24 protein-coding genes are annotated in these 16,604 nt (G+C 66.2%); all 24 read right to left on the bottom strand.

Annotated features, from left to right (window positions below; all coding sequences use genetic code 11):
• Positions 1-657 precede the first annotated feature (657 nt).
• Positions 658-1,083 (bottom strand): hypothetical protein, encoded by a 426-nt coding sequence (locus KPL57_RS57055; RefSeq protein WP_226358486.1) that lies wholly within the window; start codon positions 1,081-1,083, stop codon positions 658-660.
• Positions 1,084-1,187: 104 nt separating this feature from the next.
• Complete coding sequence (locus KPL57_RS57050) at positions 1,188-1,847, bottom strand: hypothetical protein (protein WP_226358485.1); 660 nt, start codon at positions 1,845-1,847, stop codon at positions 1,188-1,190.
• A gap of 257 nt (positions 1,848-2,104) precedes the next feature.
• Positions 2,105-2,638 (bottom strand): hypothetical protein, encoded by a 534-nt coding sequence (locus tag KPL57_RS57045; RefSeq protein WP_226358484.1) that lies wholly within the window; start codon positions 2,636-2,638, stop codon positions 2,105-2,107.
• 298 nt (positions 2,639-2,936) lie between these two features.
• Positions 2,937-3,431: a transglycosylase SLT domain-containing protein gene (locus tag KPL57_RS57040; RefSeq protein WP_226358483.1), complete on the bottom strand. Its 495-nt coding sequence runs from the start codon at positions 3,429-3,431 to the stop codon at positions 2,937-2,939.
• Between the two features lie 54 nt (positions 3,432-3,485).
• A complete protein-coding gene (locus KPL57_RS57035; RefSeq protein ID WP_226358482.1) occupies positions 3,486-5,078 on the bottom strand; it encodes a hypothetical protein in 1,593 nt (530 codons plus the stop codon).
• A gap of 222 nt (positions 5,079-5,300) precedes the next feature.
• Complete coding sequence (locus tag KPL57_RS57030) at positions 5,301-5,882, bottom strand: hypothetical protein (protein WP_226358481.1); 582 nt, start codon at positions 5,880-5,882, stop codon at positions 5,301-5,303.
• Positions 5,883-5,918: 36 nt separating this feature from the next.
• Positions 5,919-6,206: a tape measure protein gene (locus KPL57_RS57025; protein WP_226351487.1), complete on the bottom strand. Its 288-nt coding sequence runs from the start codon at positions 6,204-6,206 to the stop codon at positions 5,919-5,921.
• Positions 6,207-6,221: 15 nt separating this feature from the next.
• Positions 6,222-6,992 (bottom strand): hypothetical protein, encoded by a 771-nt coding sequence (locus KPL57_RS57020; protein ID WP_226351485.1) that lies wholly within the window; start codon positions 6,990-6,992, stop codon positions 6,222-6,224.
• A gap of 6 nt (positions 6,993-6,998) precedes the next feature.
• A complete protein-coding gene (locus KPL57_RS57015; RefSeq protein WP_226351484.1) occupies positions 6,999-7,337 on the bottom strand; it encodes a hypothetical protein in 339 nt (112 codons plus the stop codon).
• Positions 7,338-7,453: 116 nt separating this feature from the next.
• Positions 7,454-7,753, bottom strand: coding sequence for a hypothetical protein (locus tag KPL57_RS57010; RefSeq protein ID WP_226351483.1), 300 nt, complete (start codon positions 7,751-7,753; stop codon positions 7,454-7,456).
• Positions 7,754-7,837: 84 nt separating this feature from the next.
• Positions 7,838-8,500: a hypothetical protein gene (locus KPL57_RS57005; RefSeq protein ID WP_226358480.1), complete on the bottom strand. Its 663-nt coding sequence runs from the start codon at positions 8,498-8,500 to the stop codon at positions 7,838-7,840.
• The gene (locus KPL57_RS57000; RefSeq protein ID WP_226351481.1) at positions 8,493-8,897 is read right to left on the bottom strand and encodes a hypothetical protein; all 405 of its coding nucleotides are present in this window, start codon (positions 8,895-8,897) and stop codon (positions 8,493-8,495) included. Before KPL57_RS57000 ends, KPL57_RS57005 begins: the two co-directional genes overlap by 8 nt.
• Complete coding sequence (locus KPL57_RS56995; RefSeq protein ID WP_226351480.1) at positions 8,894-9,169, bottom strand: HK97 gp10 family phage protein; 276 nt, start codon at positions 9,167-9,169, stop codon at positions 8,894-8,896. The genes KPL57_RS57000 and KPL57_RS56995 overlap by 4 nt, the downstream gene beginning before the upstream one ends.
• 24 nt (positions 9,170-9,193) lie before the next feature.
• Positions 9,194-9,502, bottom strand: a complete 309-nt coding sequence (locus tag KPL57_RS56990; RefSeq protein ID WP_226351479.1) for a hypothetical protein — start codon at positions 9,500-9,502, stop codon at positions 9,194-9,196.
• Positions 9,503-9,510: 8 nt separating this feature from the next.
• Entirely contained in the window at positions 9,511-9,930 is a 420-nt protein-coding gene (locus KPL57_RS56985) for a Gp19/Gp15/Gp42 family protein (protein ID WP_226351478.1), read from the bottom strand.
• Positions 9,931-10,057: 127 nt separating this feature from the next.
• Entirely contained in the window at positions 10,058-10,972 is a 915-nt protein-coding gene (locus KPL57_RS56980) for a phage major capsid protein (RefSeq protein WP_226351477.1), read from the bottom strand.
• A gap of 9 nt (positions 10,973-10,981) precedes the next feature.
• Positions 10,982-11,161 carry a hypothetical protein gene (locus KPL57_RS56975; RefSeq protein WP_226351476.1) on the bottom strand — a complete coding sequence of 60 codons (180 nt, stop codon included), beginning with the start codon at positions 11,159-11,161 and terminating at the stop codon, positions 10,982-10,984.
• Positions 11,162-11,184: 23 nt separating this feature from the next.
• On the bottom strand, positions 11,185-11,487 hold the full coding sequence (locus tag KPL57_RS56970) for a hypothetical protein (protein WP_226351475.1): 303 nt from the start codon (positions 11,485-11,487) through the stop codon (positions 11,185-11,187).
• 33 nt (positions 11,488-11,520) lie between these two features.
• Positions 11,521-11,655: a hypothetical protein gene (locus tag KPL57_RS68420; protein WP_255676110.1), complete on the bottom strand. Its 135-nt coding sequence runs from the start codon at positions 11,653-11,655 to the stop codon at positions 11,521-11,523.
• 707 nt (positions 11,656-12,362) lie between these two features.
• Positions 12,363-12,770, bottom strand: a complete 408-nt coding sequence (locus KPL57_RS56965) for a hypothetical protein (RefSeq protein WP_374203941.1) — start codon at positions 12,768-12,770, stop codon at positions 12,363-12,365.
• Between the two features lie 61 nt (positions 12,771-12,831).
• Positions 12,832-13,590 carry a phage portal protein gene (locus tag KPL57_RS56960; protein ID WP_226358478.1) on the bottom strand — a complete coding sequence of 253 codons (759 nt, stop codon included), beginning with the start codon at positions 13,588-13,590 and terminating at the stop codon, positions 12,832-12,834.
• A 104-nt stretch (positions 13,591-13,694) separates the two neighbouring features.
• Positions 13,695-14,399, bottom strand: a complete 705-nt coding sequence (locus KPL57_RS56955) for a phage terminase family protein (RefSeq protein ID WP_226358477.1) — start codon at positions 14,397-14,399, stop codon at positions 13,695-13,697.
• A 1,124-nt stretch (positions 14,400-15,523) separates the two neighbouring features.
• Positions 15,524-16,204, bottom strand: a complete 681-nt coding sequence (locus KPL57_RS56950; protein WP_226358476.1) for a hypothetical protein — start codon at positions 16,202-16,204, stop codon at positions 15,524-15,526.
• Positions 16,108-16,542 carry a cation-transporting P-type ATPase gene (locus tag KPL57_RS56945; protein WP_226358475.1) on the bottom strand — a complete coding sequence of 145 codons (435 nt, stop codon included), beginning with the start codon at positions 16,540-16,542 and terminating at the stop codon, positions 16,108-16,110. Before KPL57_RS56945 ends, KPL57_RS56950 begins: the two co-directional genes overlap by 97 nt.
• Positions 16,543-16,604: the final 62 nt, after the last annotated feature.

Genomic DNA, 16,604 nt, shown 5'->3' with positions numbered 1-16,604 from the left:
CCCAGACCGGCCAGCACCCGACCGGTGTCCAGGATGGACGTGGGCTCGACGATCCGGGCGATCACCAGGTCGCGGAACGTGTCATCAGCGACCTCTGCGAACCCGAGGCCCGCGTAGTAGACCTCGGCGAGGATGTCGAACAGCACCGCGACCCGGTCGTGATCACCTGCGGCGCACCCACCCGCCGGGTTGTGGTGCTCGGGGCGCGCCGCGGCATCTGGCCGAACAGCCCCTCCTGCGTGGCACCGCCGGCCGCGGTGGGCGCGATCAGCTCGGCCCGCGGGAGTGACGGCGCGACGCCCAGATCCAGGGCCTGCTGTGCAGCGTCGTCGATCAGCCCACGGGCCTGCTCGACCAGCAGGCCCAGCTCGGCCTCGGTGTGCGCTGACCCGACATGGGCCACGATCCGTCGATGGCCCTGCACGGACTCGGCGATCTGGGACCGCGGTCGCCCCGGAGGCCGTCCGTACCCGCCTCACCCACGCCACCTGACCGAGCGTAGAGCACGAATTAGTGCCTCACACCGCTCCCGCGCAAACACATCACCGCAGCTCAGCGCAGTACAAGCTGCGAAACCAGGCTCGGGTGACCAAAGTCAGGTCCGGTGCCTGGTAGTATCGGCTGTCGATGCCTGTCGCGCCGAACGTACCGACGATGTCAGCGGAACCGCTGCTGGCATGCCGTCGCGCGTCGACAAACGGTGCCGTTGCTGTCGATGTGGGCCAGCGCGATCGCATCGGTCGGCATCTCCACGGCACTCGTGATGATCCATGTGCTGCGGTCCGTGGCGCCGTCTCGCTTGTCGTGGACCTGTGCAAACACAACCGTGTCTGGCGCGACATCGACGGTTTCTGCAGCCGTCGACGTGCACAGGTACATGCCGGGCCCGGAGAGTCGTTCGCCGCCGTCGATGACGCATCGGCCCGCTGCGACCACGACTGTCGAGTTGTCTCCGCGTGTCACTCGGAGCGCGCCGGAATCTCGGTCCACGACGCCTGCACGTGCGAACGCCGAGGGCATCACGGTCTGCCGGTCCTCGCCGAGCGGATACTCGATCACCGGCGCACCGGTGCGCGCCTGCATCCACAGCGGTGTCTAAAGCATCTGGGTCTCCTGGTCAGAAGCTGTTCGCGCGGAACATGCAGCCGTCGAAACTGAACCACGTCGCGTTCTGGGTCAACGTTGTCTCATACGGGAACCGGAACGACACACGACCTGATGGATGTACCGCGTAGTGCGCGGGACCGTTCGCTGTGAGCCCGATGAAGTCGCGGATACCGGTCGGTCGCGCGTCGACTGGCAGTAAAGCGGCGTTCGTGTTGCCGTCGAAACCATGCGGTCTGGTTCGCGCGCATCGTGTAGTTGCCGCCGGTGCGCCGGACCCAGCCCGAGAGCACGACCCAGCCGTCTGGATTCTTCATCCACGTCAACGGTCGCGTGGAATCACGGCCGCCGTAGGCCGGGTGCATGCCGGAGGCGTACATGTCGCCGCTGAGTGCCGGTGTGCCGACCACGGACCGCTGACGCAGGTCACTGATGGCGGCTGCGGTCACCGACACCGCGTCGGCGCTCACTGTGACGGTTGCGAGCTCGATCGCGGAGCCCGGCAGCTCAGGTCGACCGGAGCCTGGGTCTTCCAGCAGCTCGATCGACCACTCGTACGCAGGCGCGTACACGCCGTTTGCCAGCGAGTCCCGCACACGTGCGACCAGCAGATGCTCCCGTTGACCTGACGCGGGCTTCGGCGGCACTGCGACGTTGATAGGCGTCGTTGACCGGCACAGATACGTGCCCTGGTCGCTGACGTCGTCGCCGACGATCGCGCAGCAGCCCGGTGCGACATCCACGGAGAAGTTCGCGCCCTGGGCACGCTAGGTTACCTACAGGTCTCCGGCATCATAGTCCAGGACGCCTTCGCGGGAGAAAATGCTCGCGATGAGCCCCCGGTCCTGTGCGGCCGTGTACGTGATCTCGGCGTCACCCTCGGCGGCTTCATCCACAGCGGTGTCTACAGTGCCATCTGTTGGGCCTCTTCCTGTGTCAAATCCAGCTCGGACGGAACTCGATACTCGCACGAGCCCCAGTGTCCACGCCGGACGTCGGATTAAAGCGGATCGGATGTGGTTGGGCCTGATCTCCACCAGCTCCACCGACTCGCGAAGTCCAGCGGCGGTGCAGCCGCGACAGTGACGCGTTGCCTTGCGCGTACACGGTCGCGGTGGGCCGAGTCGAGTTCCACGAACTCGCCTGCGGCCAGCCGAAACGACGAGTCGAACACGACCGCGTCACCGGTGTCGTCGCACGTGAGCCGTGGTCCCGTACAGGGTCCGTGGAGCCGCGCGGTCCACTCTGATGTGCTCGTGCCGGGATTGTCGAACGACACGACACCGGTCGCGCCGGTAGCCTCGTACACGCGTGGCGAACGCAGTCGATACACGCGGCCCTGTCGGCCGTCGGCGCCCAGGTCGATCTCGTAGCGCACCGTGTCGGCAGCGGTCCAGATGCCCTCAGGTGCTGTCCATTGCACCGAGACGTCCCGGAACCACGACGACGTGTGGATGAGTTCGCAGACCGCGTACTGGTCCACGCGTACGCGTAGCGCGCGCCGGGGCCACGGTTCCCAATCGGTGTCGGTCACGATGAGTCGTGGACGTGCGGCCGGTCCCAGCATGCGTGTCAGCGCGTCCACTTTCGCCGCTGGCGTGGCTGCGAGCCGACACTCCAGCGACACTGCGCGGGCACCGTGGAACCGTGTCCTGTCGATGACGCCGGAGCCCGCGACCCGCACAGTCGTGCTTGCGCGGACCTCCGGAGATGACACGACGAGTTTCGTCCACACGATGTCGTCGTTGTTGCCCCACGACGGGTCTTGGAACGTGAACTCGCGGTCGTTGTCGACGAGCTAGACGCTCGTGATCACCGGCTGCTCACCTCCGTTAGGCTCGGGCTGCGAGGAAACTCGCGCGGTTCAACATGTGGTCGATGTCGACGGTCTCCCGCACGTGGATGTCACCGAACTGGATCGTGCGGCGTACACTCTGTCGACCGTCGCGTGCGGTGGCGCGGTCCCGGTGGACCTGACGTAAGGCCGCTGATGCCGTCGACCACTGGTGCGGTGTCAGCACGGCTTCGGGCTCGCCGTGTGTGCGGATCGTCTGGTAGCCGTCGACAGCTGCCAGCCAGCCGCCGTTGCGGTAGCCGCCCTTCCGGTTGAAGCCAGCGGCCAGTGACCCGTAGCGCTTGATCGACCACCGCATGCCAGCGAGAATGTTCGACAGCGGGTCGCGCTGGCCGAAATTGTGCCGGGGATCAGCGTAGGCGCGGTACGTGGACCCGATGACCTGCATAAGCCCAATCGACGGGTCACCCCGGCGTGCGTTGGAGTCCCACAAGTTGATCGCGTTCGGATCGCCGGAGGACTCCTGGTTCATGCGACGCAGAACCACCGGCAGCAGCGACGCCGGTTGACCAAGCATGCCAAGCGCCTACAGCACCAACGGAGCCCACCGCTGAACACCGGTGCCCGGAACATCACCGCCCGGGGCGCCGCCGGAGTCGCCCGCGATGCCGAACAGCTTGTCCCGTGTGCTGTCGAACAACGTGTCGACCTGGCCGCGCGCCATGAGATGCGGCAGCTCTCCACCGCCGAACAGCGACTTGACACTGTTGCGCAGTGGACCCGTCACCGCGTCGAACAGGGCCCTGACCTTGTCGAGCATCCAGTTGTAGCCGGACTCGACCCAGCCCGACACCGTGTCGGCGAGACCTCCGCCCGCGTTGGCCCAATGCACATGGTTCACGTGACCCGCGCGGGTCTGTGGATTATACGTGTGGGGCCGACCGGATTTCAGATTCACCGCGCCTGGCTGTGTGTGAATCAGCTCGTAACTGCTCGGATAATTGCTGGCGATCCACCGGTTGACCGACAGCATAAACGGCATGTCTAGTGGCCGTGGACCTGCAATGTCAATGGCTTTTCCTCTGCCGTGCATGTCGGCAGCGCCCGGCCGCATAGTGTCAGTGATGCGGGCCCGTGGGATTCCCTGCTTAATCGCCGCCGACAGTTCTTGCCACGTCACCGGCCCACCGGTGGCGAAAGCCGGTAATCCGCCGGTCAGCAACCGTTCACGCCATCGAGCAACAGCTCCGTGACCGCCCGCAGCACGTACTTCCCGCGCGGTCAGTACGTGCTCGCCGTGGGACAACCGGGCAATGATGGAATCGCTGGTCGCACTGCCGGGCCCCCGGACAGCACCGCCGACAGCAAACGTCGGCGCGGGCTTGAAGTCCGGTAACGGGATAATCGCTTTCGCCTGGTTCCAGAGGCCGCCGATGCCCTTGTTGTACACAGTGTCGACCACCCACACGACAGGCTTTTTGAAGCCGTCACGCAACCGATCCCACACGCCGATGATGCCGTCGACCAACAACGTGAATGTGTCTTTGAACCAGCGGACGCGGTCCGCGAACGCCTGAAACAACGGGTGCAGATGCGTGCCATACACCGACGTGAACATGTCCGACATCCGCTGCCAGCCAGCTTTGATCAGGTCGAACACCGGCGATAGGGCATTGTTCCACAGCCAGCTGCCGACAGCGGCAAACGCCCGAAACACAGGCGCCACAATCGTGTCGTAGCACCACTGGATCAGAGTACACATGAGCTGCCACGCCAACTTGATGCCGTTACATGCGGGTCTCAACGCGTTCTCGCTCAGCCAGCTAGCCATCTCGGCGAAAGCCTCGAACGTCGGCTTAATCAGCGTGTCGTAGCACCACTGGAACGCGACGCCGAGACCCTTCCAGGCAAGTACCAGCGGACCGATCGCCAGCGCAATGATCGCCTGACCGACAAAGATGGCGATATCGTGGAATAGGTCGAGAACTGGTTTAATCAGCGTGTTCCAGGTCCACGAGATCGCATCTCCCAGGCCCGTCCAGGCCACAGTGAATACGCTGGATATCCAGTCGCCCACCGATTGCAGCTTCGCCCACAAATTGAGAATGCCTTCGCGGAACCAGTCCACATTGTTCCAAGCCCACACGATGGCTGCGACGAACGCCGCCAGCGCGATCACGACGAGCGCAATAGGATTTGCCGCCATGACCGCGTTGAACGCCGCCTACGTAACCGTGCAGATTTTCATCCACGTATTGACCAGCATTTGCTTCGCAACGGTCCACGCGAGCCCGTTGCGGAACGCTGCGTACGCATTCGTGCACAATTCCACGGACTTCTTGGCGCCGTCCCACGCAATTTTCGAACCCTGCACGACCGGCGTCAACGCAAGCTGCGCAGCCTATACGGATGCCACCGCGATCTTCTGACCGATGAACGCCGCAGACACCGCGCCGATCGCGATACCCAGAGCCGCCGCGACCGACTCGTGCGCCGAGAGCCAGTCGCCGAACTCGCCCAGCACGTTCATGAGCGGCCGTAACGCGACCATCGCGGCACCAAACGCGACGCCGAGCCCTACCATGATGCCCCGGAACACCGGAAGCGCGCCCTGGACGAGTCGCGCGACCGCTGACCGGAAGTCCTCGATCGCAGCCGTGACACCCCAGTCGTCAGCGGTCCTCTTGATCTCCCGGAACGTGCCGGGGATTTGCCGGAGCCCGTCACTGACTCTCGCGCCGAGCTGTGCGATCTGTGGCGCCCACCGGTCGGTCATGGGCTCCAGCATCTCGCCGAGCGTTATGCGCACGTTGTCAGTGGCGATCTTCCACTGGTTCTTCATCGATGTACTGGCGCTCTCGGAGCCAGCAATCGTCATCTGGAATGCTTTACTGCTTCCGCTGCCGATCGTGGTCAGCACGTCGTCGATCTTCACGACGCCTTCGGTGACCATCTTCTTGAGCTGTTCGGTCGTGACGCCCATGTGCTCGGCAAGCGAGGCATAGATCGGGACGCCGGTCTAGGACAGCTGCTGAAGGTCCGAGGCGTACACGCGGCCGGAGTTGACCATCCGCAGCAGCGCGTCGTTGGCGCGTTCCATCGCGGACGAGTCGCCGCCAGCATTCGTGATCGAGGCGCCCACATTGCGGAGGACATCTTCGGCCTGCTGGCCCTTGACGCCCATGTAGGCGAGCTGCTGGCTCGCTTTCGCGTAGGCCTGGTACTCGATCGGTGAGTTCGACGAGAGCCGCTTCAACCGCTCCATCATGTCCCCGGCGTCCTGCGCGGACCCGTAGAGTCCCGTCAGCGTCAGCCGCGTGTTCTAGATGTCCTGTGCGGCCTGTAGTGCGCTGGAGCCGAGGCTTCCGAGTCCCACGGCGGCTGCGAGCCCACCGGCCCTCCGTGCGACACCTCGCAGTGGAGTGTCGATGCCGTTCTGGATCGATGCACCAATCGACTGGGCCGTTGCACGGATAGAGGTTCCCACGCGGGCGAACGTGGAGCCGAGTCCGCCAATCGCGCGGCGACTGACACCGCCGAGTGTGCCCATGCGCCCGGAGAACGCCGATGACGCCGCGCCGAGCTGTGTGAACCCGGCATGGAAGTTCCGCAACGGTTGCGCTGCGGCCTCGAACGCGCGGCGACTGAGCCCGCCCAACGAGCCCATGCGACCGGTCAACGCCGATGCGGCACCATCGGCGCTACGGAAGCCCGCGTGGAAGTTCCGTAGCGGTGCCGACGTGCTGTCGAGTGCCCGGCGCGTCGTCGCACCGAACTGGTGCATGCGCGCCGCGACACCGTTCGCCGTCGACTCCACGCGTTGAAAGCCCGCCGCGAACTGCGCTACGGCTGCCGACGCACGTGGCATCTGCGCTGCGAACGCCTGCGCCACGCGCACGGACGCACGCGCCGCATGGCTCTGCACGCTGTCGAACGCGCGACGCATGCCGACGACCATGCGATCGGTCGCGACCCGCATGGGTACACGCACCGGCTGGAGCTTCGCAGCGGTCAGATCACGGCGGACCTGACGTTGGAAGCCGCGCACATCGGGTACCACGCGGACACTGACCTGGGCGGTCGTGAGCGCCACTGTCGTTCACCTTCCTGGTGTAAGCACTGCTGAGAGCGCATCGAGCTGTTGACGTGACCGACGACGCTCAAGCCGGTCGAACGCGGTCTCCGGTCTCGGCATGAATCGGGTCGACGGCGCCCGACCGCTCTCGGAGTTCACCGCGACCACCGTCGTGCGCAGCGACAGCAACAGGTCCGCGATGTCGGTCAACCGCGCAAGCACCGGGTCATAGCCCCGGTAGCTCGGCGCCACGCGATCAGCGTCGGCGTCGCCCTGAACGCCCATGCGTTCGGCGTACTCGTCGTCATCGAGCATCGCGGCTTTGAACGAGCCGTGCTCCGGCAGCCGCGCGCTGAGCCGCACGAGTTTGCTCCACCGGTGTTCGCCACGGAACCAGTCCAGAAGATCGAGCCCCAGCTCATGGTGCAGGTCGTATTCCAGCTCGGGTCCGTAGCGGTCGATGAGCTCCCAGCAGCGGATCAGTTTCCCATGTCGTCGAGACCCAGATCGCGCATCACGTCGGTGACGAGAGCTTGTAGCGCGGTGATCGGCTCATCCCCGGCGACCCGGCGCAGCTTCGCACCGTTCTCGTCGCCGAAGAGCACGTCGATCTGGGACCACTGGTCGTTCGCGTCCAGCGTCGACAACCGCTCCATCGCCGTCGACGACGGCACATACACGCGCACGACGCCCTCAGCGCCGAGATCGACCTCGGAGTACTTCTCGCGGGACTCGCGGACATAGGCGTCCCATGACCTGCGCTCAGACCTGCTGCTCATCACTTCGTCGGCCCGGGCTTGGCGGCGTCATCATCGGAACCGGAACCGGAACCGTTGCCACCTCGCGGCGGCTTCGGCGCAGGCTCAGGCGACGGCGACGGCGCCGCTGAAGTCCATGTCGGCGGCCCTCGACTCAAAGCCGGGCCCCGCGAGCACCTGCCGGAAGCTGTACTTGAGGTCCTGGTCCACGGTGGCAGACCACGTCAGTGGATACGTCAGCGCGTCCTCATCCGACCAGGTCAGCTCGCCGTACTCGGAGATCGTCGCGCGCGGCAGCACGTTGATCACGTAGAACGCGTCGCTCCCGGAGCCGTCGATGCCGATCGCGATCAGGCGCCAGTAACGCGTCGACGGCGCGACCTGACGCGTGTAGCTCAGCTCCCCGTCGACAAGTCGGGCCTCCGACAGGTCCACGTTGTTCGACAGCTCCAGCGTCAGCCGCGAGGTCTCCTGCGCGGTCATCGCGAGCCCGGTGACGTCCTTGGTGATGTCACGGCGCGTGGGCTCCACCGAGCCGTGGGACTCGATGTCGCTGCTGTCGGTGTCACGGGACCACTTGTAGCCGTCCTTCTTCGACACCCAGCCGATCGTGCGGTACTCCGGCGGCAGCTCCTGCAGCGCGCCAGCCACGGTGAACGTCTCCGGCACCGGTGCGCTCATCGGCGCCACCGCGACCACCGCGTCGAGAACCTTGCGAATGTTGCCTGCCTTCGCACGCTTGAGCGTGAGAAGGTCCGTGTCAGCCATGTGAGCTGTCCTCCATGTAGGGACTGCGTCTGCGCAGTCCGAATCGGTAGCTGGAACTCACCGCGCGGATGTCCAGCCGTGGGTCCGAGAGCTGCTGAGCGGGCGTGACGGTCGACGCGGTGTCGATCAACACCGTGTCGACGACGGTCGCGGCACACGCGAGTACCCGCTGCCGTACGAGACCGTCGAGCGCCCATGACTCCGCGCGCGTGGCGCCGTAGCACGTGGTCTCCACGATCGGTGAATCGGTGAGGCCATCGTCGGAGCCGCCGGTCCGGCTCACGCGCACCATCGGCGGTGTGAATCCCTCCGGTGCCTCGGTCACCGTCGGCGCGATGTCGGCGAACAGTGTCACGAGCACCTGTTCGATGTCCGGGAACGGCTCCATGTCGCTCATGCCGACTGCGCTGTACGCCGGAGCCAGAACGAGCCGCGCATACGGCTCGTGCCGAACTCGACTGATGCCGCGTACGGCGCGCTCACCGTGACGTGTGCGACCACGCGGTCGCGCGTGGTGCCGCTGTTGCGTTCGGTGGAGACGTCTACAGAGCCCGCGAGAGCTCCGGTGCGTCGCGGTGCGCTGGCTTGCGCCGATCGCGCGATTCGCCGAGCGACCGCAGCAAGCTCCCGTTCGAGCCTGTCGCTGTTGAGCACCTGCGACAGGTCCACGGAACCTTCATAACGCACGACCTGTCACCCTTCGTATCGTTTTAGCTGCACTACGTAACCGCCGAGTCGTGACGTGAACGGGGACTCCGCACGGGCCGGAACACCGTCCACGTCGAACCAGCTGCCGTCGATGTTGACTTGATCGCCTGCACGGGCCTCCGTGCTCTGTGCGGGCACATAGCACTCGATCCGAGTGCTCGTGCGGTTCTGGCGGCCGTCGGAGTCGTCATGGCTCGACGCGATCCCGATCACCCACGGACTCGTGTCCCAGAACTCGGCGGCCTCCGCGCGGTCGCCGAACGCATCCGGTGGACCCGGTCGACGAAGTTTCACCCGGCGCCTCATGCGAAGTCCCACCACCAGTCAGGTTTCGAGCCACGGCGAACACCGTCGTCGGCTGCACTGATCACCGGCCGGATCGTGAACGCCCCGGTCGCGAGCCCCAGCAGCGCCCACTCGTCTGCGGTGAGCCAGTCGCCGGAGCCCGTCGACGACTGGTCCCGGATCGAGAACGGCCCGATGACCTCGAAACTGCTGGTACCGCCGGTCGGATTACTGATCCGCCGCGCGACGACACTCGCGATCACGTAGTTGACTCGGTCGGCGAAACCGGCCTCACGCGCCACGCGGTCATCGAGGTCCGGTATCCGCGCCCGCAAGCGTGCTTCGGTCATGGCGATCATGCGCGCGGCGAACTCGCGCTCGGTGTCGGCGAGCTCCCGCATGAGCAGCGTCTCGACGTCAGCGACCGTCGCGTGCATTCCGTCGGCCTCCCGCAGGTCGATGACCCCAGATGGAATCCGGTGGTCGTACCGGTCGCGACTCCGGTGGAGTCGGCTCCGCTGGTTCCGGTGTCGGCTCCACCGGGACCGCGATCAGCTCCGGTGCTTAGGCCTGCTCCGGGTCCTTGGCGGGCTTACGACCGCCGCTGGCAGCAGCAGGCTTTGCCTTGTCGCCGCTGGTCGCGAGTTCCCACGCGACGAACGCGGTCGGGTCGTTGACGTACCAGCCGAAGGTGCACTCGGCGAGCACCGCGACCTGGTTCGTCTCCCACATCGAGACTCCACGCACGACCGCCTGGTCCGAGACCTTGATCCGGATCGCGTCGGCGAACCCGTAGGCGAACTGGGAGAAGTCCCCGCCGATCAGCTTCACGTCGGTACCGGCGTTGTTCCCGATACGACCGGAGACCGCCTTGCCGAACGCCACCGGCAGGCCCAGGAAGCTTCCGACCTGCGCGGTCAGGTTCACCGGGCCCTTGGACTCGACCCCGGTGGCATATGCCAGGTTCCCGAGCCGGTCGCGTGCTGTGGCGAGCTTCGCACGGAACTGCGGGTGCGCGGCAAAGCCGGTGAAGTCGAAATTCTTCTGCTCCGCCGACACGATCAGGTCGTAGCCGGTGAGAATCTGCTCCACGAGACTGTCGGTCGCGTTGACCTGCAGCTTATGGTCGTCGGGGATCGAGCCGATCACGGAGCCGTTGGCGTCGGTGCCCTGGATCGGCTCACCGGTCAGCGAGTTACGGTTGTGGAACGCCGCGAGCTCCACCGCGCGGGAGATCGCGCCGGACAGCTTACCTGCAAGCTCGCTGTAGAGCCCGTCCGGATTCGCCCGCAGGAACTCCTCCGACACGGGCACGATCGTCGCGAACTTCACCGGCGAGAACGTACGCTCCTCACCGTAGGCGAAACCCGACAGCGGCTTGAGGTGACCCTCACGCTCGACGAGCTTCGTGCCGACGCCGACCTGACCGGCCTCGGGATTCGTCGACGCCCGCCGGATCACGTTCTCTCGGATCGACACCGGGATCTGCTATCCCAGGGACAGCAGCGACGAGTTCTCCGCGACCTTGGTGAAGATGTCGCCCGAGACCTCCTTCGGCAGTAGATGCTCTGGCGTGTCCGGGCGCCCGAGGCGTCCCTGACCGTGCGCGATGTCGTCGGTGAACCGGGGATCGATGGGCGCGCCAGAGGCGACATTCACCGGGGCCATAGTCTTCGTCCTTCGTGTAGTGGTCAGTCCCGCCCTAGCTGCGCCTGAATCAAGTCGCGGAGCTGGTTCGCGGGATCAAGTGGTGCAGCATCGCGACGGTTACCGCGACCCTGCGAGTGGTCGACACCGTGCGCGGTGGACCCAGTCGGCGCCGGACGTGTCTGCGTGAACATCCGTGCGAGTTCCACCGCGTCGGCCGTGATCTCGGCGGCATCGGTGCCGCGCAGTCTCGACGCGAAGTCCTCCACGTTCTCCAGCGGCACGCCTGCGTTCACCGTGGCCCGGTAGCGCAGATGCTCCAGTTGGGCCGTGTTCAGCGCCTCCACGTGCTGCGCGTTCTGCTCGGTGAGCTGCTGGTTCTACGCGGTCAGCGCGTTCTCGGAGCTTCGCCGTCGGGCACACTCGTCGCGCACCGCGCGGAGCTCCTTACGCCAGTGCTCGGGAAGTTCCTCGAACTTGAGCTCGGCCGTGGCGCCAGTGTCGGTGTCTGTCATGGGTCCTCCTGGGGCCTCATGCGGCTCGCCGGGAGCCGTCGGTAGCCAGTGAGCGCCGGAACGCGGTCACTGCTGAGGCACCCGTGGTGCCTCGTGTGGAATCGATCCACTGCTGCTCTGCGCGCATGAACTCTGCGCGACCTGGAAATGAATGTTTTGTGAACACCGGTACGACGACGCAATCACAGTGATTGTGGAAACTCGTCATGGCTCCCGCGCTGACAGCCGACCGGTACACGGGCCCACGGCTGATCAACATCAGGCAAAACGCACACGACGACGTGCCGCCGCTGGTGCGCGCGAACCCGAGCGCGGCCCGATCTGTGTGCGTCAGGTCCATGACTCGCAACCGTGGCGCAGCACGTGTGTGTCGAGTCACGGTCGCTACCCGCGTGTGGCAACGACGTGAACCGGTGTCCCGGCCGCAGACCCACACGCGCGAGACCCGACGCGAGCGCCGAAGAGCCATAGCGCCGCTACGGTAAGCTGACATGCGACCGCGCGCCGACGTGAACGTCACGTTGACTCTGGTAGAACTCGTCCGCCAGGTGCTCCAGCACCCGACGGGCGCCGAGCACCGTGGACTCCAACGCGCCCGCGACCGCGACGACATCAGACTCGACCGCTCCGCATCCAACAGCGGCGTCAACACCGACGCTGCTGCCACACTCACACGAGCCGCGACGACGTTCTGGGACCGCTTGAACTCACTCAACCGCACCGCGTGGAGCTTCCTCGCGCGGTGGCGGCACCAACGACTCAAGTACCTGCTGCAACGGATCACCCGACATCAGCGACCGGTACAAGGCCCGCTTGTCCGCGTCATAGCCGAGTTCCAGCCACGCGCCTTCCACCGGCAGAATCCGCGACTGCACGAGCTTCACGACCGCATCAGCTTTCGCCGCCACCGTGGGCGTCGACGCATCCGACCACGTCGTCGACACCGGTAACTGTGCACCCGCGACCAGCCGCAACGCGATGTCACTGACCTGCGACCACGCGGAGCCGAACCCAGACTGCTTACGTTCAGCACGCTTGACATGCCGCGACTCGCCCGAGCGGATCGCATCGGCAGAACTCGGATTCCCGTTCGGCGAAATCCCCAGATAGTGCACCGGTAGGCCCGTCAACGACGACACGACCTTGCCGTACAGCTCAATCGTCTTCGTGAAGTTCTCAAGGCTTGCACCCGTCGAGCTGCACCACGCGGGCCTCAGCGTTGCTCAGCGCGTTCAACCGGCCGAGATAGCCCTCCCACACCGGGATCGGCTCGCCGGTTTCCGCGTCCACGAAGTCATCGCGCGATGCACCGATCACGTACCTCGACGGCACCGCCAGTGTCTCCGACGCCGCCGACAGATTAGTCGCCGTCCGACACACCGCGTCCACGATGGTCATCACGTCTTTCATCTCGGTCTCACCGAACCAGTCGGTGACCCGAGACCTGTTGACCACCGGCACGACCGGCACGACACCCAACCGGTGTTCGTCCTCGTCCACGAGATGCCAGCGCGCATGACGCTGCTGGTAGCTTCTCGTGACGTTCGGCCCATACAACGTCACGAACAGCTCGCCGGTCTCCGGCTCAATGTAACGGCGCAGAGCCGCCCGCAAGTGACGCCCGAACTGGTCGAACTCCACCGTAAGCGCCTCGGAAGACTCCACCGTATAACGCGGCACCGACGGCTCGCCCGGATCACGGCCGACGACCACAAACGCGATACCTTGCACGAGAGCTTCCGTGTGCGCCGCATCGGAGGCAACCACCATGTCGTTGCGCTTCCACCACGACCACAGCAGCTCATCGGCGCCCGGATCACCCGTGCGGAAACCGCTGACATCGAGTCGTTCGGCTAACGCGTCCACCGTGGTCCGGCACCAGTTCACCACCGTCTGAAGCGACTGCATTTCCGGCGGCGTCGCAAGACCCAACATCGCCAGGCGCTACGAGCCTCGATAATAGCGGTCCCGCGTCCGCCGCTTCCACTAGAGGCTGTTGCCCGTCGCGAGCAACCGCTCGATCAGCTCCACATCCGGCATCACCGAAACACCACTACCTTTGAGCCCTGAGATCGCCGTGTGTACGCGTCGGACTCCAACACCGATCGGCGCATGAGTCGTGCGAGTACCAACGACACCGCACCATCGATCTTACGGTCCCGGTGACCGCGCCCCAGCGACACGTATTCTCGATACGGGCGGCGCTGAGCGTTGACCACATGCGTCGTCAACAGCGGGTCCCCGACATGCGGGCACGACTTGTTCGCGATGTCGTCTGCGACGAGTTCTGCGGCCCGCGCGACATCGAGCTTCAACGCGCGCATGTCGAAACCAATCAGGTGCTTCGCCGACGCATCAAGCCACAGCCGATCGCCGTACGCGGCTGGCCAGTCCACCAACACGCGACCTTCCAACGGATGTACGTCCGCAGCGAACGCGCGGACCTGAAACCGATCGAATGCGTCCGCGACAGCCGCGTCGAGCGTCGCCACGTCCAGGTCCCGATGCATCGTCGCTGGGTCCCACGTGAATAGCGGCTGTGCGAGCCCGTCCGACAGTCGACAGCCGATAAGGACCGTGGCGTCTTCGGTGAGCGCCGGGTCTAGAGCCAGCACGATCTCGTCGCCATCGACGATTCGATCGTCACACGCGTTGGCGTCCCAGTCCTGTTTCGAAACCCATGAACTCAGGTCCGACACGATCAGATTCCCGAATTCGCGCATGGAACTCGCCACGGGTTTCATCGGCGCCATGATCTTTGACAGAACCTACGACTGGTTCACCCACGGACACTCATCGTAAATGTATGCCAGTGTCCGTTCGATCGACGCCGGTCCGACCAATCGGTGTCTGCGGATGCCTCCCGCGACCAATACAACAGCGGACGCTCGTTCACTGTAGCACCAGTGCGTTCGTTAAGCCAGCTATCGTAGATGTCTTCCGCGACGGAGCCCGAGCCCGGCGACCATGTGTTCATGAGTGCGAGCACCCGGGAACCGTCGACCTTCGTCGCGTTGTCGTCAATGGTCTCCCACAAGCGTCGACCGCCGTTGGACACCGTCCACTCGGAACACTCGTCCGCGATGACCAATGTCGGGCGAGAGCCGCGAATCGTGGCAGCCCGCGAGGAGACCACGGTGATTTTGCCACCGGCTACGTTACGGGCCCCCGGCGAGAAGATGTGCTTCTTGCCGGGGTCCAGATCGTAGTTCTTGACGAGTTCTGTGCCGCGCGCGTTCCAGCCCGCAACATAGTTGAACGTGTTCTAAGTCTGGCTCTCCGAGACCGCCGCGATCTGAATCAGTGGCATCGACTGCCGTCGACCCAGGAGCTCACCGCAGCGGTTCCGAGACTGGAACCCATTGAATCGCACGGGCCCCGTGAGGTCCACGGTCGCGAGCCAGGCTCCCAGCGGAGACTTCAGCGAGCCGCGCGCGAGCCTAATCGCGCCGCCACGGTAGTAGAACTCTCCGTCGTCGCGTAGTCGGTACCAGTGGCAAATGAACGCGTACTACGACCGCGTGGGTACGAACAAAGCGCCCGCAGACTTGCCGTCGAGGACCCGGAGACCGTTCTCCAGGGACCACCTCACGATCGCGGGACCCAGTGTCGCAAACATGTCAGGTTCGTACGGTGGCAGCGTGTCGGTTCCGACGAGGGGCTCGGTCATCAGGGTCTCTCCGGTGCGGTAGGTGCTCTGACCTGGGACTTTGGCAGACGTGTGTGAGTACCGTCATAATCTGGTCCGGTCTTGTCCAGGCAGGCGACGTCCGATCGACCCGAGGTCGGGATGGCCTCCGGACGGGTCACCAGCACCCCGGACTCGCGCAGCCGGGTGTGCCGCGCAGCAGCAGCGTGGTCCCGACGATCAGCGCAGCAGCTCGGGGGCCAGCCCCACCGTGACGACGACGGCGAACAGCAGCGCCTGCCGCACGTCGCCGGACACCTCGACGTTCACCAGCAGCACCAGCGGCGCCGCGAGCAGCATGCAGCGCACCAGTGCCCGGCGCACCGACCGCAGGCCCCGGTCCACCTCCGACTCCGGCCGGGGACGGCGGCCGCGCCCGGCGAGCTCCTCGTGTGGGTGTGCGCGCCGGTGGCCAGTACGACCGCCGTCGCGGTGCCGCGCACCACGGTGCTCCCGGCGAACAGCAGCGCCGGGTGCGCGGTGACCGCCCGTCGTCGGACCCGGCCGCGACGGCCGTCGCCGCGGCGCCGGGCGCGGCCCCCGTGACGACGGCGCCCGTGACGACGGCGGAGCCTTCGCCACCGGCAGCAGCTCCCCGGACAGCGACGACTGGTCGACCAGCAGGTCCCGGGCACGCAGCAGCCGCGCGTCGGCCGGGACGGGGTCGCCCGCGCCGAGCAGCACGACGTCGCCGGGCACCAGGTCCTCCGGCGGCACCTCGCTGTCCCGCGGTGTCGTCCCGGGGGCAGGGCGGCGGCGGACCGTCACCGTGGTCGCGGCGTGCGCCCGCAGCTCCCGCGAGAGCCGGTCACTGCGGACGGCGTGCCACAGGCGCAGCCCGACGCCGAGCGCGGCGACCACGAGCACCAGCGTCGCGCTGCCGGGCTGCCGGCGACGGCGAGCAGCACCCCGAGCACCGTCATCAGGCCGGAGAACGGGCCGGCGAGCGCGCGGCGGGCGCGGGCGGCCGCGCCGGTGCGTCGGACGGCGTCGGTGGCGTTGTCGCCGTGGACGTGCAGCCGCAGCGCGGCGGTGTCCTCACAGAGTCCGCGGCGCGAGGACTCCAGGCCCCGGAACAGCGCGAACGCGTCGGCGTCCGCCCAGCGCCGCAGGGCGGGCTCGCCGGGCGTGGCGGGCGGACCGGCGGGTGCGGGCGGTGGCCGCGCCGCGGCACCGTCGCGTCCGATCGTCCGGTCCAACGGTGCTCCTCCGGTCCCCGGCACCGCCCGGTACGGTAACAGTTGCGTAAGTGACGCAACTG

This window comes from Pseudonocardia sp. ICBG601, from assembly GCF_020496245.1.
This window is presented reverse-complemented; position numbering and strand designations above follow the sequence as displayed.